The sequence below is a fragment of the Streptomyces sp. ACA25 genome (assembly GCF_028200735.1).
GTDB lineage: Bacteria > Actinomycetota > Actinomycetes > Streptomycetales > Streptomycetaceae > Streptomyces.
On sequence record NZ_JAQKPV010000007.1, the window covers coordinates 175502 to 195982 of the forward strand.

A 20481-nucleotide genomic window follows, 5' to 3' on the forward strand; every position below is an offset into this window, starting at 1 on the left:
TTCCGGGCATGATGAACGCATGCAGCTCCAGGCCATCAGCCCGTCGCGGCTGCCGGAGGCACTCGCGGAGCGCGTGGCGAGCAGCCGGGCCGAGGACGGCAGCCCGTGGCTGCGGGTCGTGCTCGACGGAGCTCCCGCCGCCCTTCCGGGTGAGCTGGCGCGTGATGTGGCGGAGGCTCTGCGGGTGCGCGGCCGTCCGACCCGGGTGGTGGCGGCACACGACTTTCTGCGGGCGGCCTCGCTGCGGTTCGAGTACGGGCGAGAGGACCCGGACGCCTACTACGACCGGTGGCTGGACACCGGAGCTCTGTGGCGTGAGGTCTTCGCGCCGCTGGATCCCGGTGGCAGCGGTCAGGTGCTGCCGGACCTGTGGGACCCGGTGCGGGACCGGGCCACCCGTTCCCCCCGGGAGGCACTGCCGCCCGGAGGCGTCCTCCTGCTGCACGGGGCGCTGCTGCTGGGCCGCTGGTTCCCGGTGGACCTTGCCGTGCACCTGAGCCTGAGCTCCGGGGCACTGGCCCGTCGCACTCCCCCGGCGGAGCGCTGGACCCTGCCCGCCTTCGCCCGCTACCGGGAGGAGATCGGGCCGGGGGAGACCGCCGACGTGGTGGTCCGCATGGACGATCCCCGGCGTCCTGCCTGGAACGGTTGACCGGGAGGCCCGGGAGGGAGGTACCGGGCCGGGAACGGGACCTCAGGTGCTGGGGCCCGTGGCCATTTCTCCGTGGTGTTCTGGTTCGGCCACACTCCGTCCGATCCGTGCGTCACAGGGTGACACCCGTACTACGATGCCGCTTCCGCGCCCCCGTGGCGCCCGTCACACCGCAACTCACTCTTTCCGTACCGCTCTTGGGGGTCTCATCACCAATGGTTGGACCAATAGAACCGCTTCCGCGCACCTGCTGCGAGGTGCGGCAGAAGCCGTCCGCGCAAGAGGCTGCCGGGGTCCGGCAACTGTTCCGCTTCCTGGCGGAAGCGGCAGAACCCCGCAGTGAGCCGGAGCGCACACAGGACTTACTGTGGCTGTCCGAAGTGCCCCCCGGGCCGGTGGCCGTTCCCGGCGGGCAAACGGCGGACGACGCGGAGCGGGACGACGTTCCGGGAACCTGGCTGCGGGGGCCGCGCCCGGCCCCCGCACGCTCCCGGTGCCGCACCGTCGCCGCGCTGCACCGCATCGCGGACCGCGTCGAGCAGGGTGCCGAGCCGCATGCCCTGCTGCGGGCGATCGCCGCGAGCAGCTCTGGCGGTGGACCTGCCACGTGCTCGTCACCGGAGCACTCCGGCCCTGTCGGGCAGCCGGTCCGGGGCAGCGACGAGCGGCACTTCGCGCTGCCCGCAGGCCGGGAGCAGCACACGCTCGCCGAGCGGCTGCGCACCAGTGGCCTGGTGACCGTCCAGGGGCCGCCCGGCACGGGAAGGACGCTTCTCCTCGCGAATCTCGTGACCGATCTGCTGGCCCACGGGAAGCGGGTGCTGGTCACCAGCCGGAGCACGAGCGCGCTGAAAGCCCTCGAGAAGCGGCTTCCGCCGCCGGTCCGGGAGCTGTGTGTCAGTGGTACCGGCGGCGTGGCGGCGGCCTGCCGGGAACTGGACGGCGTGCTGCGGGCAGTCGTGCAGTGGCAGACCGCGGACCCGCCGCAGGCCCAGGCTCGGCGCATCCGGCAGTGGGAACAGCGGCTGACGACCGCTCGCGCGGCACGGCAGAGCGCTCTGGACACGCTGGAGGCGCTCCGGGAGCCGGAGACGTTCCAGCACTTCGAGGGCCCCGGGGACTACCGGGGCACCCTGCGGGAGATCACGCAGCGGCTGGCGGAGGAACGTGCCCGGCTGGACTGGCTGGGGCCGGTGCCCGGGCCCGAGCCGATGGTGACGGCAGCCGGGCTGCGGGCGCTGCGGGACGCGGCTCGGGCGTTCACCGCTGCGCGGCGCCGGCTGGCACAGGACGTCACCCGGGTGCCCCCGGCTGCCGGACTGCCCGCCCCTGCGGTGTTCGCCGAGGCGGTGCGGGCGGTCCGGGACGCCGAGACGGCTGTCGATGGGCGCCGTGCGGGAACCCCGGGTCCGGGTGGCGGCCTCGGGGAGGCGCTCGACGAGGTACCGCCCGGTGACCGGCTGCGGCTCACCGAGGCGCTCGAAGCCTGCCTGACCGCACGTGCCAGGGCGGACGCGGAGTGCGGTGACTGGGTCGCCGGGCTGCGGACAGAGGTGCTGGCCGGGCGGACGCGGACGCTGAACAGCCGGCTGGCGGCCTGCACCTCCGCGCTCGGAGGTGCCGCGCTCGCTCACCGGTCCCTCGAGGGCGCGGTGGTCACCGGCCTGGAGGGCTACCGGCTGAGCACCGCCATGGGACAGGCCTGGACTCTCTACCAAGGGCTGCTCGACGGACAGAAACTCCGCGGGCCGCTGGGCCTGCGGACCGGGCTGTGCAAGTCCGTCGGGGAGCTCGTGGAGACGGTGCGGGTGAACGGCCGGCCGCCGGAGGACATCACGGCTGCGGCGGCGGTGGTGCACCGGGTCACGCTGGAGCGCCACCTGCACGACATGGAGGAGGAATGGGGCGCCGGGGCGGAGCGCTGGCAGTCGCCCGTGCGGCGGCTGGCCCGGCTGCGGGAGGAGTCCCATGTGCTGCAGGTGCTCACCGCCCTCGCCGACCGCCTGGAACAGCTGCGCGAAGCCGCCTCCGGCGTTCCGGCGCTGGCAGCCCTCGCGTGGCAGGACGCCGGGGTGTGCTCCGGCGCGCTGAGACTGCTGCGGGCGCAGACCCAGGCGGGTACCGCCGAGGAGCCCCGAGTCCTGCTCTCCCGGCTTGCAGAAACGCTTCGCTCCTGCGGGGAGGCCCCTGGCGGGAACTCCCCCGCGCTGCGGCGGGCTCACCGCGCCGTCGCGGACCGGGACCCGGGGGCGTATGCCGCCGCCTACCGTGAGCTCGGCGCCGTGCGGGAGGCTTTGCGGCTCCAGGCAGAGTACGAGGAGGCGCACGGCGCGGTGGCCGCTGTGGTCCCGGGCCTCGCCGGTGCCCTCAGTGCCTCGCCCCAGGACCCCTCCTGGGAGCAGCGGCTTCCGGATGTTGAGCGCGCGTGGGCCTGGTCGGCGTGCCGGGCCTGGATCCAGGACGTCACCGACCCGGCCGCCGAGGAGAAACAGCGCAGGTTGCTGGAGGAGGCGGACCGCGACATCCCGGTGCTGCTGGCGCAGCTCGCCGCGGATCGGGCCCGGGACAGCTGTGTGCGGCGCCTGGCCGAGGGCGAGGCAGGGGCTCCGTCCTCCCGGGGCCCCGGGCTGCAGGCGTGTCAGAGCGTGCTCCCGGCGTGGATCATGCCGATGCACCAGGTGGTGGAGACGGTGCCGATGGACGAGCCGGGCCGGTTCGATGTCGTCATCCTCGACGAGGCGGACCGGTCGGGCCCCGAAGCGCTGCTACTGGCCTGGCTGGGCGCGCAGATCGTGGTCATCGGTGACGACCGGAAGAAGTCAGCGGTGACCACGGATCGGGAGCACGGGGACTTCCGCCGGCTGCGGAACCGTCAGCTGAGCGCCCTCCCCGCTTTCCGCCGCGACCTGTTCGGCCCTTCCGTCGGCTTCCTCGACATCGCCAAGGGTCTGGACGGGTCCGGCCCGGTCGAGGTGGCCGGGGGCGAACGGCACGGGACGACCGGCCGCCGGGCGGGCGCGGGCGCCGGGGAGAACGCGGCGCGGGCGCCGGAGCAGCCGGAGAGCGCCGGAACAGGGGGCGGGTACCGGCGCCGTGCGGCCGAGCGGCGGCGGTCGGCCGGCAGGGCTCCGGCCGCCTCCGCAGCCCGGGGAATTGCCCAGGAGCCCGCGCCGCCGGCCGGCTTCCGTACGACGGCCTGGCTGCGCCGGCCGGAACTGGAAGCGGCTCAGCTCGCCTTCGCCGTGCGGACCAGGGTCCCGATCGAGGAGAGCGGCGCCACCCTGGGTGAGGCGCGCTTCCTGCCGAGTCTCCAGGTTCCCGGCCTGCCCGAGGGCCCGGGGGTGGAGTTGCAGCGCGGGGAACGGGTGATACGGCTGCGCGGTCCCGAGGTGCAGGCACTCAACCGCGCCGCGCTCGCCCGCCATGATGTCCCCATCAGGGTCACGGGACGGCAGGTGGGCCTCGTCCAGTATTTCCGGCAGGACTCGGAAGAGGCGCGTCGGACCGGCAACGGCCTCCGGCTGCTGCGGCGCGCTCTTTCGGCCGGCAGCACCGCGACACCACCGCGTCCGCCCGGCCGGCCGAGTGATCTCGCACCGGCCGCCTTTCCCGGGCCCGGCGGGGCCGGGGCCACCGGCCCCGCCGGTACGTCAGAACCCGTGTCGGACCGGTGAGAGGGCGCGCCGGGTGGCAGTCCGGCCTGCCCGCCCGGCGTCCCGCGCGTCGGCACACGACACCCTAATAGGCATACCAAATGCCACTTTGATAATGTGCTCCCGTGCGCCTGACGAAGTTCACCGACCTTGCCCTGCGGGTGGCCATGCTGCTCGCCGCCCGTCCCGGCGCCGCGGAGGTGCTGCGCACCCGCGAGATGGCCGAGGCGCTGGCGGTACCGCACTCACACACAGCCAAGGTCGTCAGCCGGCTCCAGCACCTCGGCGTTGTCGAGGCCCGGCGCGGCCGGGGCGGCGGACTGTCCCTCGGCGCGGGCGGTGAAGGCATCTCCGTGGGCTGGCTCGTCCGCGAACTGGAAGGAAGCGGTGAGGTCGTCGGCTGCGACGACGACCCACCCTGCCCGTTGCGCCGCGCCTGCCGGCTGCGCGGCGCCCTCCGCGGCGCCCAGGAAGCCTTCTTCGCATCCCTGGATCCACTGACCCTCGCCGACCTGGCCGCCCCGCCGACCGGTGCGGTACTGCTCTCCCTCGAACCCACCGTCACCCGACCCGCCGCCACCGGACCCCCCACCACCCTTCCCGACTGACGAACACCGCTCCGAGCCGCCTTCAACCCGCACCAAAAGTGGCATCTCACAATCGCATTAAAGGAGATCACATGTTGTCCGCCCGCTCCGCCACCACAGTCCGCGCGACACTCCCCGCCGTGGGCGCGGCCATCGAGGACGTGACCCGGGTCTTCTACCAGCAGATGTTCGCCGACCACCCGAAGCTGCTCGACGGCCTGTTCAACCGCGGCAACCAGGCCAACGGTGAGCAGCGCAAAGCACTGGCCGGATCGATCGCGACCTTCGCCACCGTGCTGCTGGAACGGCCCGACGAGCGACCGGACGCCATCCTCGGCCGGATCGCCCACAAGCACGCGTCACTCGGCGTCCGCGCCGACCAGTACCCCCTGGTCCGCCGCTACCTCTTCGCCGCGCTCAAGGACGTACTCGGAGACGCGGTGACCCCCGAGGTGGAGGCCGCCTGGGACGAGGTCTACTGGCTGATGGCGAACTCTCTCATCGCCCTGGAGCAGCGGCTGTACGAGGAGGCCGAGGTCGACGCTTACGGCCACTGGCGGACCTGGCGGGTGGAGCGCCGGGTCGCCGAGACGGCCGAGACCGTGTCTTTCGTCCTGACCCCCGCAGACGGCGCCCCGGCGCCTGCCTACCGGGCCGGACAGTATGTCAGCGTCGCTGTGGACCTTCCCGACGGTATCCGTCAGCTGCGCCAGTACAGCCTCTCCGGCGGACCGCAGGCCACACAGCGCCGCATCACGGTCAAGCGGGTGCACGGCGGCGGGCAGCCGGTCGGCGAGGTGTCCGACCACCTCCACCGCAACGTCGCCGAGGGTGATGTACTCGAACTCTCGCCGCCCTTCGGCGATGTCGCTCTGGAGGACGGTCCCGGGCCGGTCCTGCTGGCCTCGGCGGGCATCGGTGTGACCCCCATGATCGGCATGCTGGAGCACCTGGCGGAGACCGGCTCCCGCCGCCGCGTCATCGCCGCGCACGCCGACCGCCACGAGTCCGTCCACGCCCTGCGGGACGACCAGGCCCGGCTCGTCGCCACGCTCCCCCGCGGAGAACTGCACGTCTGGTATGAAGAGTGCGCGCCCGGCGCAACCGCTCGCCCCGGTCTCTGCGACCTCTCCCAGCTGGGCGCTCTGCCGGCCGGACTGGTCGCCTATCTCTGCGGTCCGGTTCCCTTCCTCAAGTCTGCGCGGGAGTCTCTGCTGCGCTCCGGAGTGCCCGCCCAGGACATTCACTACGAGGTCTTCGGCCCCGACCTGGGGCTGGCCTGAGCCCCGGCGGCCGCGCGGCTGAGGGAGGGGCACCGCGGGCGGGTCCAGGTGCCGCGGAGAGGGGCGGTGCCCTCCCCGCGGCGCCTCACCAGGCGGGGGTCACATGTTCCGGAAGCGCCAGGTCTGCGCGGCGAACGCGCCGCAGCGGGACTGGTTCAGTGGCTGGCCACTGGCGGTCACGTCCCAGGCGACCGTCAGGCACATTCCGGTGGCCCGGTTCCGCAGCCGGTAACTGTCGTTGCCCTGGAACTCGGCCTCCCACACCTGCAGGTCGGTGTTGGAGCAGGTCACCTGGACGATGTTGGCGTACTCAGCGGCCGAACTGGGGGCCACGCACTGGAAGCTGGAGTAGACCCGCAGGAAGTACGCGTCGGTGCCGGCCCAGGCCGAGGAGAACTGTTTGTTCCGCTTGTTGTCGCACCGGTACTGGATCAGCTCACCGTTGCCGCCGGCGGTGGCACACATGCCTGTCTGCAGGGTGACGATCTGCTGCCAGGCGGCCGAGGGCGGAACCGCGTTCGCGGGCGTCGCCGTGCCCAGCATGAACAGCACGGCCGACAGAGCCGCGACCAGACCGGTCAGCTTCTTCTTCACTGAGTGCTCCCTTTGTTGTCTGCGTGCAGAGGTTCCGCACGTGGACGGCTCCCTTTACCGGTGTGGGGACAACCGGGGAAGGGAGCCGTGACCCAGCGTGTTGAGCAACGGTCGTCAGGGCCATGGCGCACATCGGGGCGCACCGGCGCACGCGCGCATCACACACCGCGCGTTGCCTCGGTGAGTTGGCGACCGCACACGCCGACTCAGGCGCCTGCTCCGGCGGCATGGCCCGGCCGCATCGCCTCTGCAACCGGGCAGGGACTCGTCTCCTGATCGCGGGGCCGCGGGCACCGGCGGTGTGATGGTTCTCTCGTCTGTCACAACGAGCAATGTGGGTTTGTCACTTGCTCGATCTGTGCTGCCGGGCGTTCCGACACGGCAGGAACTGGTCAGGGGCCGGCGGCCGGGACGGCGGTCAGTCGCCGGGGGACGCGGGAGCCGGGTCGGCGCCCTCCCCGCGCTGGTCCGTTCCGTGGCCGCTCCCGGGGTCCTGGCTCTGCTCCTGAAGGACGGGACCGCCCGGAGGGGTCTCCGGCCCCTCCGCGGTGCCCGCGTTCGCCAGCCACAGTGCGACCACGGCGGTGATCAGGACCGCCGCGCCCGCGAGCAGTGTCGGTACGGGGATCCGGCCACGTAGCATCCGGGCCACCTCCAGAAGGGCCGGACCGCCGCTGGGTACGGCCTCCGGCGCATCGAACGGGCTGCCACCCTGCCACCGAAGCAGATTCCGCGGTACCGGGGAGCGCTGTCGGCTTTCCGGCACCGCTGACGGCTGACACCGGTGCGGCCGCGTACCTCGCAAACCCGTGGAGCGGCCTGCGGCGTGAGCGGCGGTTCGGCGTCAGCTGCCGGCCGGGCGGGCCCGGACGTGCATCCGCTCGCCCTGCGCCCCGAACAGGCTGAGAAACTCGACCGGCCCGGCCCCGGCGTTGGCGAATCCGTGCGGCGTGCGGGTGTCGAACTCGGCAGCCTCACCGGCGGTCAGGACGAGGTCGTGCTCCCCCAGGACCAGGCGCAGGCGGCCGGACAGTACGTAGAGCCATTCGTAGCCCTCGTGCACTCGTTGTTCCGGGCGTGTGTCCGGGCTCGGCGAGGCAGGGAAGATCTGCTTGTACGCGTGGAGGCCGCCGAGGTGGCGGGTGAGGGGGACAAAGGTCTGGCCGTGCCGCTTGAAGGGGCGCGGGTGGATGCGCGGATCTCCGGTGGGCGGCGCGCCGACCAGCTCGTCCAACTGGACGCCATGGGCCTTCGCCAGCGGCAGGAGAAGCTCCAGCGTCGGCTTCCGCTGACCGGACTCCAGACGCGAGAGTGTGCTGAGCGAGATACCGGTCGTCGCGCTCAGCTGGGCCAGGGTGGTGCCACGGTCCCGGCGCAGAGCCCGCAGGCGCGGGCCCACGGAGGTCAGCACACCCGTGATGTCGTCGTCTGCCATGTTTCTATTTGCCACCTCAGCAAGAAACTTTGTCAAGCTGAGGTGCGCGGGAGGATGATCTCCGGAAAAGGAGGTAAGCGCTATGACGACACAGAACCGGCAGATTCCGGCCGTCGCCGTCCCGCTCGAGGAGCGGCGCTGCGAGGTGGTGGTCATCGGCGGTGGCGCAGCGGGACTCAGCGGGGCACTGACCCTGGCGAGGGCGCGCCGTTCGGTGACAGTGATCGACGCCGGGCAGCCGCGCAACGCGCCGGCGGCCGGCGTCCACACGTATCTGACGCGGGAGGGCATGCCGCCCGGTGAACTCCTTGCCGCGGGCCGGGCGGAGGTGACGGGCTACGGTGGTGAGGTTCTGGCCGGCACTGCCGTGGCCGCCGAGCGCTGCCAGGACGGAGGCTTCCGGGTGCGTCTCGAGGACGGGACAGTCGTCCTGGCCGGCCGGCTGCTGGTGACCACCGGCCTGGCCGACGAGCTGCCCGAGGTACCCGGCGTGGCCGAGCGGTGGGGACGCGAGGTGCTGCACTGCCCGTACTGCCACGGCTGGGAGGTGCGGGACCGGGCAATCGGCGTACTCGCGACCACCCCTCTCGCTGTTCACCAGGCCCTGATGTGGCGGCAGTGGAGCGAGGACGTGACTCTCTTCCTGCACACCGCGCCGGAACCGACCGACGAGGAGTACGAGCAGCTCACCGCCCGGGGGGTCGCCATTGTTGGAGGAGAGGTGGCCCGCCTGGACGTGACCGGGGGCCGCCTCACCGGCGTGGTGTCGGCCGGTGGCCGGGTCGTTCCCGTCGAAGCCGTGGTGGTCGCTCCCCGGTTCACCGCACGCACCGGCCTGCTCGCCGGCCTCGGCCTGCACGCCACCGAGCAGGAGCGGAACGGTCAGGTGATCGGCAGCTGTGTCGCTGCCGATCCGGCCGGCGCGACATCGGTGCCCGGAGTGTGGGTGGCCGGCAACGTCTCCAATGTGACCGATCAGGTCATCGGTGCGGCCGCCGCGGGGGTACGTGCGGGTGCGGCGATCAACGCCGACCTGACCGCCGAGGACGTCCGCCGGGCCGTCGCCGCCCGGCGCGCTGCCCCGGCACCGCACGCGGCCGAGGAGGGACCAGAGCTGCCACGGCGCGACACGGGAGAAAACCAGGAGCAGGGGGAAACGCTGCTGACCGGCGAAGCGACGCGCAGGGGGACGGCCGAGGAGTTCTGGGAGGACCGCTATCGCTCGGACGAGCGGGTCTGGAGCGGAAGGCCCAATGCCGACCTTCTCCGTGAGGCCACCGGACTGCTTCCGGGAAGGGCGCTGGACCTGGGCTGCGGTGAAGGAGCGGACGCCATCTGGCTCGCGGAACAGGGCTGGCACGTCACCGCGGTCGACATCTCCCGGACCGCCCTCACCCGCGGCGCCGCACAGGCACGGGCGGCGGGTGTGGCCGACCGGATCGACTGGCAGCGCCACGACCTGGCCGAGTCCTTCCCTCCCGGCCGCTTCGACCTGGTGTCCGCGCACTTCCTGCACTCCCCTGTCGACCTGCCCGGAGAGCGGATCCTGCGGACCGCGGCGGCGGCCGTCTCCCCGGGCGGGGTGCTGCTGGTGGTGGGGCACTCCGGCCCCCCGCCCTGGGACACCGGTCCGCGCCCGGACATGCCGTTGCGCACCGCCGGGGAAGTCGTCCACACCCTCGGCCTGCACTCCCGGGAGTGGGAACTTCTCGTGAACGAGGGGCACGAGCGCAGCCGGGCCTGTCGCGACGGACGGACGGTCATCCACACGGATTACACCCTCAAGTTCAGGCGCCTTCCCGGCTGACGTTGCGCAGGAGGTCCCGGCCGGTCCGCTCCTGGGCACGCGAGGCACGGGGCGGATCGGCCCGCCGGGGCGGGAGACACCTCCCGCCCCGGCGGCGGTGCCCCGAACCGTCCGTCAGGCGGCGGCCATGGCGGGCTTGAGGAGCACCTTGGTCCAGCCGTCCTCACGCTTGTCGAAGCGCTCGTAGGCGTCCGCGGCGTCATCGAGCGGGAGACGCTGGGAGACCACGAAACTCGGCTCCGCCCGGTCGGCGATGATCAGATCACGCAGATGCCGGTTGTAGGCCTTCACGTTGGCCTGGCCGGTGCCCATCCGCAGGCCCTTCTCGAAGAACTTGCCGATCTTGATGAGCAGCTCGCCCTTCTGCGCCGACTCCGAAGGGCCGCCGGGGTCCTCCGGGACGTACAGGCCCACGACCCCCAGCATGCCGGTGGGACGCACCGAGTCGATGAGATTGTTGAGGACAATCGCCGGCTGCTCCTCTCCTTCCTGCACCGTGGCCTGGTAGCCGACCGCGTCGATGCCCTTGTCGGTGCCCTCACCATCGGTGCGGTCCTTGATCTGATCGGCGGCGCTGCCCTGGCTGTAGTCGATCGCCACGGCGCCGATGTGCTCGGCCAGCCGCAGACGGTCCGGCTGCCGGTCGACGACGAAGACCTGAGAGGCGCCCCGAAGCATGGCGGAATACGCGGCCATCAGACCGACCGGTCCGGCGCCGTAGACGCACACGCTCTCCCCCGGGCTGACCTGAGCGAGCTCGGTGGCGTGGTAGCCGGTGGGGAAGATGTCCGCGAGCAGGGCGAAATCGTCCTCGTGCTCCTCCCCCCGGGGCAGTTGCAGGCAGTTGAAATCTGCGAAGGGAACACGCAGGTACTCGGCCTGGCCACCGGTGTAGGGGCCCATGGAGACGTAGCCGTAGGCGCCGCCCGCGAATCCCTTGTTCACCGTGAGGCAGAAGCCGGTCCTCCCCGCGAGACAGTTCTTGCAGAAGCCGCAGGCCACGTTGAAGGGCAGCACGACCCGGTCGCCCTTCTTCACGGTGGCGACGCCGCTGCCGACCTCCTCCACGACGCCCATGTTCTCGTGACCGAAGACGATGCCCGGCTCGGCGCCCGTCCTGCCCTCGTACATGTGCAGGTCCGACCCGCAGATCGCCGAGGTGGTGACTTTGATGACGACATCGGTGGGGTTCTGGACACGTGGGTCTTCGACATCCTCCACCGCGACGGAAAACGGCTCTTGGTATACGACGGCTTTCACCGGGGGCCTCCTCGCACCGTGCGGGACCGGCTCCGCTCCGGAGCCGGTTCCGCTGTCTGTTCACCTGACTGCCGGGTGACCCCCCCGAACCCCGGCCAAACAGTCACATCACCGCAATAACGACATTTGGCCGGGGTGAAGGATGGGGAGGAAGAGTGCGCCTAGGTGCGGCGGCGCGTGAGGGAGTAGCCGCCGATCGCGGCCAGGGAGGCGAGGATGCCCCCGGCCGCCGTCCAGAGCCAGCGGTCGGACCACCAGCCGTCCGTCCAACCGCCCTCGGGAGCGGACAGCGCGCCGGCCGCCGCCTCACCGTCCGCGTCGTCCTCGGTGCCGGCATCCGCATCCGTGGCGGTCCCGGCCCCGGTCTCGAGGCTGCCGGCCCGGGAGGTGGGCACGAGCGGCGCCGCCAGCTCGCCGCCGGCCGCGCGTGCGCCGCCGGCCGGAGCGGCAGTCACCATCACCTCGGCCCGCAGCGGCAGGCCCAGGTCCTCTTCCGCCAGCTCGACCGAGGTCAGCCGGACGTAATAGGCACCGGGCAGCGGGTCGTCCGCCCAGGGCTCGGCCCAGGGCCGGACGGTCCGCAGGGTGCAGCTGAGCGTGACGGACTCGGCCTCCCGTTCGGCGACGGCTGTGGCCTCCCCCGCGACGCACGCCTGCCGGCGGCGCAGCCCGTCGTAAAGGTCCAGCTGCCAGGTGGACGGGCCGCTGCGGCTGCCGCTGTCCGGGAGCGTGACGGTGGCCTCCGCGGTCGCGTCCTGACCGGCGCCCACGGGGACGACCCAGTACAGGTAGTCGCCCACGGCGGCGGCCGCGGAGGCATGGCGCTCCTGCTCCAGCGCGGTGGCGGTACGGAAGGTGGTGCCGGCCTCGGTCGGCTCGGCAGCGGAGTCCTGCTCCCCGGAGCCCTGCTCCTCGGGGTCCTCGGCAGCGGCGGAGCCGGCACCGGCGAGCAGCAGCGCGCCGGCCAGCAGCGTGGTGGTGAACAGGCGTGTCGTACGGTTCGGCATCAGACCATCCTCCGGATAGCGCCCCACAGCAGGCCGGCCAGCAGACCGGTCAAGGTCAGCAGCCCCAGCGGCACCCATCCGCGGGCCAGCCCGAAGGCCGCCACATCCGGGGGTGTGTCGGGGGCGGCCACCAGGTCGACGGTGAGCTCCAGGGGCATCCCCGGGGTGCGCTGGACGGAGTCGGGCGCGGAGAAGGAGTTGCTCACCTCCAGGCACACGAGGCGTTCCTCCTCGGCGTCCGAGGGGTAGCGCAGCCCGGTGGAGATGACATCGGTACGGCCGTGCCCGGCCTCGCTGCCCCGGACGAGCTCCCGCCCGTCCTCGTCCAGTGCGCGCAGCAGCACCCCGTAGTCCCGGTCCACGGCCCGGTCGTCGGCGATGCTGACCGAGGCGCGCAGTTCGCGTCCCGGGGCGACCTGGACCCGGTACCAGCGGTGCTCGTCGAATTCCTCACGGTCGCGGTAGACCCCGGCGCCGAGCTGCGGCGCGTCGGCGCAGTCCGCCGCGGAGCCCTCGATGACGGTGGGGTTCTCCACCTGGACCTCGGCCGTGCGGTCCACGAGCTGCTTGAGGCGGGCGGTGAGCTGGTCGGTGTCCTGGACCGCCGTGTAGGTGCCGCCGGTGGCCTCGGCGATACAGCTGAGCTGGTCGCGGACCTTGGCATCGGCGGGCGTCAGACCGAGCGTGTCGACCGTCAGGTGGGTTCCCTGGGCGGCCAGTTCACGGGCCACATCGCAGGGGTCGGGCTGCCCACAGGAGTCCTCACCATCGGTGATGAGTACGATACGGCGGGTCCCGTCCCCCTCCCCGAGGTCCTCGACCGCCCCGCGCAGCGCGTAACCGATGGGGGTCCAGCCGGTGGGGCTCAGCGTGGCCACCGCGGTCTTGGCCTCCGTCCGGTCGACCTTCCCGACCGGGTAGAGCTGTTCGCTGTCGACGCAGCCCTTGGCCAGATCGTCACCGGGGTAGTTGGCGCCCAGCGTGCGGATGCCCAGATGGACCTCCTCCGGCATGGCGTCGATGACCTCGTTGAAGGCCTGCTTCGCGGCGGCCATGCGGGAGCCGCCGTCGATGTCCCGCTCCCGCATGGAGCCGCTGACATCGAGGACCAGCTGCACCTTCGGCGGTTCGGTTTCCCGTTGTTCACCCACTGGTTCGGCCGCGGCGGTGGTCGCCGGGAGAGCGCCGGTCATCAGGGCCGCGAGCACACCGCACAGGGCGGCCGCGGGCCATCTTCCTATGATCATTGGCGGATCTTATGGATCTTGGGGTGCCCGTGCCAAAACGAGAACAGCGCATCCGCGGCAGCCAGTGGCCGAAGTACCGGAGTGCCCCGCGCCCGCACCGGGTCGCACCGGCCGGCCCGGCCCGCCGACCCGTGGCTGCGGGAGCCCGGCGGAACGACCCGGGGTGTGAGAACCGGACGGTGGGCCACTCGGGTACCACCGCGGCTCCTCCGTGTTCCGGCTCCGGCCCGACGGGAAGGCCTCTCCGTGCCCGCTGTTCCAGAACAGATGGTCGACCTGGCCAAGCGGCGTGAACGCGTGGTCACGCAGACGCTGCGCTCCACGGTTGCCGCCACCCTCGCCTACCTCGCCGCGCTCTGGCTGACCGACTCCCAGGCGCCGCTGCTGGCGCCGCTGACAGCGCTCCTCGTTGTCCAGGTCACGCTCTACGCCACGCTCACCAGCGGCCTGCGCCGGGTCAACGCGGTGGTGGCGGGGGTGACTCTCGCCGTCGGATTCAGCGCGCTGGTCGGCCTCAGCTGGTGGAGCCTCGCGCTGCTCATCTTCGCCTCTCTCACGCTGGGGCATGTGGTGCGGGCCGGGCAGTTCGTGCCCGAGGTCGCGATCAGCGCGATGCTCGTGCTCAGCGTGACCCGGGCGGCGGAGGTCGGGGTCGCGAGGGTGGTGGAAACCCTCATCGGTGCCGCTGTCGGGCTGCTTTTCAACGTCATCTTCGTTCCTCCGGTCCGGGTGCGCCCGGCCGAGGAGGCCATCGAGGATCTGGGGCGGCGGATGCAGCGACTCCTGCAGCGGATGGGTGACGAGGTCATCGGACACACCCCGGTGGAACGCGCCGCCGCGAAGCTGTACGAGGCCCGGGAGCTGGACCGCGACATCACCCAGGTGGACGCCTCCCTCTCCGAGGCGGAGGAGAGTCTGCGGTTCAATCCCCGCGTCAAGGAAGGGCTGCTGACGAGGATCGTGCTGCGCACCGGGCTCGACACCCTGGAGATCTGCGCCGTGATCCTGCGCACGACTTCCCGGACCCTCACCGACCTCGCCGGAAAACGGACCGAGGAATCCCTGTACACCCCGGAGCTGGCCGACGCGCTGCAGGCCCTGTTCACCCACCTGGCCGGAGCCCTCGACAGCTTCGCCGTCCTGATCACCACACAGGTCAGCTCCAGTGCCGACGCGGCGGAGAAGCGGCTGCTCGAAGAGCTGGACGCCGGCCACGCGGGCCGGGAAAGGGTCGCCCGGCTGCTGCTGGCCAACGTGCAACGGCACCCCCGCCAGTGGCAGCTGCACGGCTCGCTGCTCTCCGACATCGACCGGATGCTTGCGGAGCTCGACGTCGAGCGACGGTCCATGCGCCTGGCGGACGAGCTGGACCGGCACTCCCGCGAGCAGGCGAAGCACCCCTCGCTGCCGCGGCGCGCCATGCAGCGGTTGATGGCCCCCATCGACCGCAGGGTCGAGATCTGACGCCGAGATCTGACGCACCACTCACGCCCCCGGTGAGACGGACCCGCCACGGCTGACGCGGTAGTGGAACACGGAACACCATAAGACTACTTTTCTCTCATCTCATTTATTTCGGGCTCCCTCCGGTGCCCGGCCTGCCGCTTTCGCGGACCTTGAGGAGGAAGACCGTGGACTGGCTCGACGACGGCCTGTCGGAGGCCAACGACTTCATCTGGGGTCCCTACCTGCTGATTCCGCTGCTGCTGGCGGCCGGCCTGTACCTGACCGTGATGCTGCGCGGGCTGCAGTTCCGCAAGCTCGGGCCCGCCCTGCACCTGGCGCTCATCCAGCGCAAGGAGACGGACCCCCGGGTCCAGGGGGACATCACGCACTACCAGGCGCTGACCACCGCGCTGGCCGCCACCATCGGCGTCGGCAACATCGCCGGCGTGGCCACGGCCTTCTTCCTGGGCGGGCCGGGCGCCCTGTTCTGGATGTGGGTGACCGGACTGCTGGGGATGGCCACCAAGTACTCCGAGGCGTTCCTCGGGGTCCGCTTCCGCCTCACCGACGCCAGCGGGCTGATGAGCGGCGGGCCGCAGCGCTATCTGCGCCACATCCCGGCCCGCTGGGGCATCCACTGGGGCATGGTGCTCGGCGTCTTCTTCGCCATCGCCGGGGCCATCGCCGCCTTCGGCATCGGCAACGGCGTGCAGGCCAACACCGTGGCGAACTCCGCCGACGACCGATGGGGCATTCCCACCTGGCTGACCGGCCTGGTGCTGGTGCTGGTCGCCGGAGCGGTCATCCTGGGCGGCATCAAGGTGATCGGCCGGGTGACGGCCGCGGTGGTACCCGTCATGGCCGTCGGTTACGTCCTCGGCGCGACGGCCCTGCTCGCCCTGAACGTCGGAGAACTCCCCGGTGCCTTCCGGCTGATTTTCACCGATGCCTTCACCGGCACCGACGCGGTCGTCGGCGGCTTCGCGGGCGCGGGCATCATGACGGCGATCCGCTACGGCGTGGCCCGGGGCATCTTCTCCAACGAGTCAGGCCTGGGCACCGGCGGCATCGCCGCGGCGGCCGCCAAGTCCACCCACCCCACCCGGCAAGGCCTGGTGTCCATGACCCAGACTTTCCTCGACACCCTGGTCGTGGTGACCTTCACCGGCCTCACCATCGTCGTCACCGGCGTCTGGGACACCGGCGACGAGGCGCTGGAGGGCGCGACGATGACGCTGGCCGCCTTCGAGGAGGGTCTCGGCGGCTGGGCCACCCACCTGGTCGTACTCGCCATCGTGTTCTTCGCGGTGTCCACCCTGATCGGCTGGAGTTACTACGGCGACCGATGCGTGGAAAGCCTGTTCGGCATTCGCCATTTCTTTTCGATCGGGAGATTCGACCTCAACACCACCACCGTCTACCGGCTGGCCTTCGTGGTGATGATCTACATCGGTGCGACTGCGGACCTCGGCCTGGTGTGGACCTTCTCCGACGCGGCAAACGGGATGATGGCCCTGCCGAACCTGGTCGGCCTGTTCGTGCTCGCACCCCTCGTCGCGCGGGAGACCCGGCGGTACCTCCAGGACCCTGAGGGCGAGATCCGCCGGGCCCAGAAGGACATGTGACCGTTCCGGGGCAGGGGGCCGTGGGCTATCCGCGCATTCCGGCCGCAGCCCGCCCGCGCAACCGGTGCCACAACTGTTCGACCTGACTGGCCAGCTCCTCCCGCGAGCCGTCGTTGTGCAGCACCTCCTCGGCGACGGCCAACCGGTCCTCCCGGGAGGCCTGGGCGGCCATCCGGGCCCGGGCCTCGTCCTCCGCCATCCCGCGCAGCCGGACCAGCCGGTCCAGCTGCGTCCCGGGCCGCGCATCGACGACGACCACCGTGTCGTACCGGTCCATGAGGCCGTTCTCCGCCAGCAGCGGCACATCGTGCACGACGACCGCCGCGGGGTCCTCCGCCGCCGCGGCCTGCCGCTCGGCGGCCCGCTCGGCGACCAGCGGATGGACGATCGCGTTCAGCGCCCCGAGCCGCTCGGAGTCGGCGAACACGATCCGGCCGAGCCGCTCCCGGTCCAGGGCTCCCTCCGGCGTCAGAACGCCCTCGCCGAACTCGGCGACGACCGCTGCCAGCCCGGAAGTACCGGGCTCGACGACCTCGCGGGCGATCAGGTCGGCGTCGATGATCACCGCTCCCAGCGCGGCCAGCTGCCGGGCCACCTCGCTCTTCCCCGAGCCGATCCCGCCGGTCAGTCCCACAGTGAGCATGCGGGCAGGCTACCGTGCACCGCCCCGGTGCCACGCGACGGCCCGCCTCCGCAGTGGTATCGCCGGCGCCGCGGTCGACGGGCACCCGTTCTCCCGTCCGGTCACCTCCGTCACCTCCAGGGCTCCCGGAGGGCCCTCGGTGGCTGCGGAGGCGACCGGACGGACACCGGTCACTTCGAGCCGTCGCCGTCCTCACGCTCGGCCAGAAAGCGCTCGAACACCGCGCCCAGCTCCTCCGCCGAGGGGAGCTCCGCCGCCTCGGCCACCAGGCTGCCGCGACTGGCGGCACCGGCGAGAGCGTCGTACTGCTGCTCCAGCCCTCGCACCACGGCGACCAGCTCCGCATCCCCCTCGGCCAGCTCCCGCTCGATCTCGGTCTGCGTCTTCAGGGCCTCGACCCGCAGAGCATGTGCCGCCTCGGGCAGCACCAGCCCGGTGACGGCCGTGATGGTTTCGAGCACGACCAGCGCCGCGTCCGGGTACCGGGAGCGGGCGATGTAGTGCGGCACATGAGCGGCGACGCCCAGTACCTCGTGGCCCGCCTCGACGAGCCGCAGCTCGGTGAGTGCGGCAGCGCTGCCGGGCACCTGCGCCTCGTCGAACATCCCCCGGTGGTCACCCGGCACCAGGTCGGTGCGGGTGCCGTGCGGAGTGAGCCCCACGGGGCGGGTGTGCGGAACGCCCATGGGAATTCCATGGAAATTCATCGAGATGCGGACCCGCAGCCGTTCCACGATCTCCTGCACCGCCCGTGCGAAGCGGTCCCACTCCACGTCGGGCTCCGGGCCGGAGAGCAGGAGGAACGGCTGGTGGGTCGCGTCGTGCAGCAACCGCAGCTCCAGCAGCGGCGTCTCGTAGTCCGCCCAGCGGTCCTGCTGGAAGGTCATCGTCGGGCGGCGGGCCCGGTAGTCGACGAGCCGGTCGTGGTCGAAGCGCGCGACCAGGGTGGAAGGGCTGCTCTCCAGCAACTGCTCCACGAGCTGGGTCCCGGTCTCGCCGGAATCGATGAAGCCCTCGAAGTGGTAGAGAAGCACCGGACCCGTGCCGCCGGCTCCGTCGGCGATCGCCTCGGCCTCCGCCAGCCCTTCCGGCTCCCACTCGTACATGCCCTGCGTGTTGTGTACCACTGACGCACCCCTTCCGCCGTTTGGTGTGCAGCGTTGTCAACGCCCGAAGTGATCAAGACATTCCCCGGCCGGTCCAACTTCTCGCGCCTGCTCACGCTTCCTGCCCTGCACAACCGTCCTCCGCTGTGTCCGGTGCCCGCTCCCCGCGTCCCGACTCGCTCCGGACACCGTGAGGTCGGACATGTTTCGCCGACGGCCCCGGACGGCCCGCGGCGGGAGCCGCGCGCACCATGACGAGTACCCCGGTCCTGACCTCCGCACGGGTGCTTTCCCTCCCGGGCCGCAGCACCGGCACAGCCCGAAGGCCCGCCCCTTCGCAGGGACGGGCCTTCGGTCGACAACTTCCACCGGTCACCCGGGCGCCAACCCGGGCATCGAGCGAGCGATCAGCTCTGGCCACCGGCCAGCTTCTCGCGAAGCGCTGCCAGCGCCTCGTCGGAAGCCAGGGCCCCCGAGTCCTCGGTCGACTCGGAGGAGTACGAGCCGCCACCGCCACCGCCGCCGGAACCGGAGCCCCCGCCGGACTGGGCTGCCGGGCTGGCTGCGGGACCCTCGGCCTCGGCCTCGGCATCCGCCTCACGCGACTTGATGACCTGCGCCTGGTGCTGCTCGAAGCGCGTCTGCGCCTCGGCGTACTGGCGCTCCCACTCCTCGCGCTGCTTGTCGTACCCCTCGAGCCAGTCGTTGGCCTCGGGGTCGAAGCCCTCGGGGTAGATGTAGTTGCCCTGGTCGTCGTAGGACGCCGCCATGCCGTACAGGGTCGGGTCGAAGTCGACGGCCATCGGGTCGCCGCCGAAGTTCTCGTTCGCCTGCTTCAGCGAGAGGCTGATCCGACGACGCTCCAGGTCGATGTCGATGACCTTGACGAAGATCTCGTCGTTGACCTGGACGACCTGCTCGGGGATCTCCACGTGGCGCTCGGCCAGCTCGGAGATGTGGACCAGGCCCTCGATGCCCTCGTCCACCCGGACGAACGCACCGAACGGCACCAGCTTGGTGACCTTGCCGGGAACGACCTGTCCGATCTGGTGGGTCCGCGCGAACTGCTGCCACGGGTCTTCCTGCGTGGCCTTCAGCGACAGCGAGACGCGCTCGCGGTCCATGTCGACGTCCAGGACCTCGACCGTGACCTCCTGGCCGACCTCGACGACCTCGGAGGGGTGGTCGATGTGCTTCCAGGACAGCTCGGAGACGTGAACCAGACCGTCCACGCCGCCCAGGTCGACGAAGGCGCCGAAGTTGACGATGGAGGAGACGACGCCGGAGCGCACCTGACCCTTCTGCAGGGTGGTGAGGAAGGTCTGACGGACCTCGCTCTGGGTCTGCTCCAGCCAGGCGCGGCGGGACAGGACCACGTTGTTGCGGTTCTTGTCCAGCTCGATGATCTTGGCTTCCAGCTCCTTGCCGACGTACGGCTGAAGGTCGCGGACCCGGCGCATCTCCACGAGGGAGGCGGGGAGGAAGCCACGGAGACCGATGTCGAGGATGAGGCCGCCCTTGACGACCTCGATGACCGTCCCTGTGACGATGCCGTCCTCGTCCTTGATCTTCTCGATGGTGCCCCAGGCACGTTCGTACTGGGCACGCTTCTTCGAGAGAATCAGCCGGCCTTCCTTATCCTCCTTCTGGAGGACCAGGGCCTCGATCTCGTCGCCAACAGCGACGACCTCGTTGGGGTCGACATCGTGCTTGATCGACAACTCTCGCGAGGGGATGACACCCTCGGTCTTGTAGCCGATGTCGAGCAGGACCTCGTCCCGGTCGACCTTCACGATGACGCCGTCGACGATGTCGCCGTCGTTGAAATACTTGATCGTCTCGTCGATCGCGGCGAGGAAGTCTTCCTCGGAACCGATGTCATTGACCGCAACCTGCGGGGTGGTCACAGGGGTCTCGGTGCTGCTCGTCATGTGGTAAAGGGCTCCGGTAACGGACAGTTGTCGTAGGCACTACCACGCCACAGACCTGAGTCGCACCGCCGAAGCCGGACAGCCTGAGAGACGCTCGCCCGACCCTCACGTTGCCGTGCGGAAAGCGGGGCGCCCCGAGAACCGAGGGGACATACAACAGATGCGAGCGCGACCTACTCCGTCCGAGGCGCGCAGGCCCGCAACG

The 20481-nt window shown here is 71.4% G+C and carries 16 protein-coding genes; 7 read left to right on the plus strand and 9 right to left on the minus strand.

Translation table 11 applies throughout. From position 1 onward, the window contains the following. Positions 1-19: 19 nt before the first annotated feature. The 4 genes from PJ985_RS13380 to PJ985_RS13395 all read left to right on the plus strand — a co-directional run bounded on the left by PJ985_RS13380 (position 20) and on the right by PJ985_RS13395 (position 6175). On the plus strand, positions 20-652 hold the full coding sequence (locus PJ985_RS13380) for a uridine kinase (protein WP_271683934.1): 633 nt from the start codon (positions 20-22) through the stop codon (positions 650-652). Positions 653-1032: 380 nt separating this feature from the next. Beyond that, on the plus strand, positions 1033-4326 hold the full coding sequence (locus PJ985_RS13385; RefSeq protein WP_271683935.1) for an AAA family ATPase: 3294 nt from the start codon (positions 1033-1035) through the stop codon (positions 4324-4326). A 104-nt stretch (positions 4327-4430) separates the two neighbouring features. Continuing rightward, positions 4431-4913 (plus strand): RrF2 family transcriptional regulator, encoded by a 483-nt coding sequence (locus tag PJ985_RS13390; protein ID WP_271683936.1) that lies wholly within the window; start codon positions 4431-4433, stop codon positions 4911-4913. Between the two features lie 71 nt (positions 4914-4984). Continuing rightward, a complete protein-coding gene (locus PJ985_RS13395) occupies positions 4985-6175 on the plus strand; it encodes a globin domain-containing protein (RefSeq protein ID WP_271683937.1) in 1191 nt (396 codons plus the stop codon). Positions 6176-6274: 99 nt separating this feature from the next. On the opposite strand, the gene PJ985_RS13400 is transcribed toward PJ985_RS13395, so the two are convergent. From PJ985_RS13400 to PJ985_RS13410, 3 genes are all read right to left on the minus strand, one after another. Then, on the minus strand, positions 6275-6769 hold the full coding sequence (locus PJ985_RS13400; protein ID WP_271683938.1) for an RICIN domain-containing protein: 495 nt from the start codon (positions 6767-6769) through the stop codon (positions 6275-6277). A 418-nt stretch (positions 6770-7187) separates the two neighbouring features. Beyond that, a complete protein-coding gene (locus PJ985_RS13405; protein WP_271683939.1) occupies positions 7188-7412 on the minus strand; it encodes a hypothetical protein in 225 nt (74 codons plus the stop codon). 201 nt (positions 7413-7613) lie between these two features. Next, positions 7614-8204, minus strand: a complete 591-nt coding sequence (locus tag PJ985_RS13410; protein WP_271683940.1) for a helix-turn-helix domain-containing protein — start codon at positions 8202-8204, stop codon at positions 7614-7616. Between the two features lie 82 nt (positions 8205-8286). On the opposite strand from PJ985_RS13410, the gene PJ985_RS13415 reads away from it, so the two are divergent. Beyond that, on the plus strand, positions 8287-10011 hold the full coding sequence (locus PJ985_RS13415; RefSeq protein ID WP_271683941.1) for an FAD-dependent oxidoreductase: 1725 nt from the start codon (positions 8287-8289) through the stop codon (positions 10009-10011). Positions 10012-10125: 114 nt separating this feature from the next. On the opposite strand, the gene PJ985_RS13420 is transcribed toward PJ985_RS13415, so the two are convergent. The 3 genes from PJ985_RS13420 to PJ985_RS13430 all read right to left on the minus strand — a co-directional run bounded on the left by PJ985_RS13420 (position 10126) and on the right by PJ985_RS13430 (position 13525). Next, positions 10126-11271 (minus strand): glutathione-independent formaldehyde dehydrogenase, encoded by a 1146-nt coding sequence (locus tag PJ985_RS13420; RefSeq protein ID WP_271683942.1) that lies wholly within the window; start codon positions 11269-11271, stop codon positions 10126-10128. Between the two features lie 161 nt (positions 11272-11432). Next, entirely contained in the window at positions 11433-12278 is an 846-nt protein-coding gene (locus tag PJ985_RS13425; protein ID WP_271683943.1) for a hypothetical protein, read from the minus strand. Then, on the minus strand, positions 12278-13525 hold the full coding sequence (locus tag PJ985_RS13430) for a VWA domain-containing protein (protein WP_271683944.1): 1248 nt from the start codon (positions 13523-13525) through the stop codon (positions 12278-12280). The genes PJ985_RS13425 and PJ985_RS13430 overlap by 1 nt, the downstream gene beginning before the upstream one ends. A gap of 267 nt (positions 13526-13792) precedes the next feature. Between PJ985_RS13430 and PJ985_RS13435 the strand changes: the two genes are divergently transcribed. Then, complete coding sequence (locus PJ985_RS13435; RefSeq protein WP_271684043.1) at positions 13793-14989, plus strand: FUSC family protein; 1197 nt, start codon at positions 13793-13795, stop codon at positions 14987-14989. A gap of 167 nt (positions 14990-15156) precedes the next feature. After that, positions 15157-16596 (plus strand): alanine/glycine:cation symporter family protein, encoded by a 1440-nt coding sequence (locus PJ985_RS13440; RefSeq protein ID WP_271683945.1) that lies wholly within the window; start codon positions 15157-15159, stop codon positions 16594-16596. A 25-nt stretch (positions 16597-16621) separates the two neighbouring features. Here PJ985_RS13440 and coaE read toward each other — a convergent pair whose 3' ends face one another. The 3 genes from coaE to rpsA form a co-directional block, all read right to left on the minus strand. After that, positions 16622-17239, minus strand: coding sequence for a dephospho-CoA kinase (gene coaE / locus PJ985_RS13445; RefSeq protein ID WP_271683946.1), 618 nt, complete (start codon positions 17237-17239; stop codon positions 16622-16624). Positions 17240-17409: 170 nt separating this feature from the next. Beyond that, positions 17410-18345, minus strand: coding sequence for a proteasome assembly chaperone family protein (locus tag PJ985_RS13450; protein ID WP_271684044.1), 936 nt, complete (start codon positions 18343-18345; stop codon positions 17410-17412). Between the two features lie 407 nt (positions 18346-18752). After that, positions 18753-20276: a 30S ribosomal protein S1 gene (gene rpsA, locus PJ985_RS13455; RefSeq protein WP_271683947.1), complete on the minus strand. Its 1524-nt coding sequence runs from the start codon at positions 20274-20276 to the stop codon at positions 18753-18755. Between the last annotated feature and the right edge of the window lie 205 nt (positions 20277-20481).

Bases quoted from the DNA above. Each gene is read 5' to 3' on its own strand.
- PJ985_RS13410 (WP_271683940.1), bottom strand. From the start codon at position 8,204: ATGGCAGACGACGACATCACGGGTGTGCTGACCTCCGTGGGCCCGCGC.
- coaE (WP_271683946.1), bottom strand. From the start codon at position 17,239: ATGCTCACTGTGGGACTGACCGGCGGGATCGGCTCGGGGAAGAGCGAG.
- PJ985_RS13425 (WP_271683943.1), bottom strand. From the start codon at position 12,278: ATGCCGAACCGTACGACACGCCTGTTCACCACCACGCTGCTGGCCGGC.
- PJ985_RS13415 (WP_271683941.1), top strand. From the start codon at position 8,287: ATGACGACACAGAACCGGCAGATTCCGGCCGTCGCCGTCCCGCTCGAG.
- PJ985_RS13395 (WP_271683937.1), top strand. From the start codon at position 4,985: ATGTTGTCCGCCCGCTCCGCCACCACAGTCCGCGCGACACTCCCCGCC.
- PJ985_RS13405 (WP_271683939.1), bottom strand. From the start codon at position 7,412: ATGCTACGTGGCCGGATCCCCGTACCGACACTGCTCGCGGGCGCGGCG.
- rpsA (WP_271683947.1), bottom strand. From the start codon at position 20,276: ATGACGAGCAGCACCGAGACCCCTGTGACCACCCCGCAGGTTGCGGTC.
- PJ985_RS13435 (WP_271684043.1), top strand. From the start codon at position 13,793: ATGGTCGACCTGGCCAAGCGGCGTGAACGCGTGGTCACGCAGACGCTG.
- PJ985_RS13450 (WP_271684044.1), bottom strand. From the start codon at position 18,345: ATGTACGAGTGGGAGCCGGAAGGGCTGGCGGAGGCCGAGGCGATCGCC.
- PJ985_RS13430 (WP_271683944.1), bottom strand. From the start codon at position 13,525: ATGATCATAGGAAGATGGCCCGCGGCCGCCCTGTGCGGTGTGCTCGCG.
- PJ985_RS13380 (WP_271683934.1), top strand. From the start codon at position 20: ATGCAGCTCCAGGCCATCAGCCCGTCGCGGCTGCCGGAGGCACTCGCG.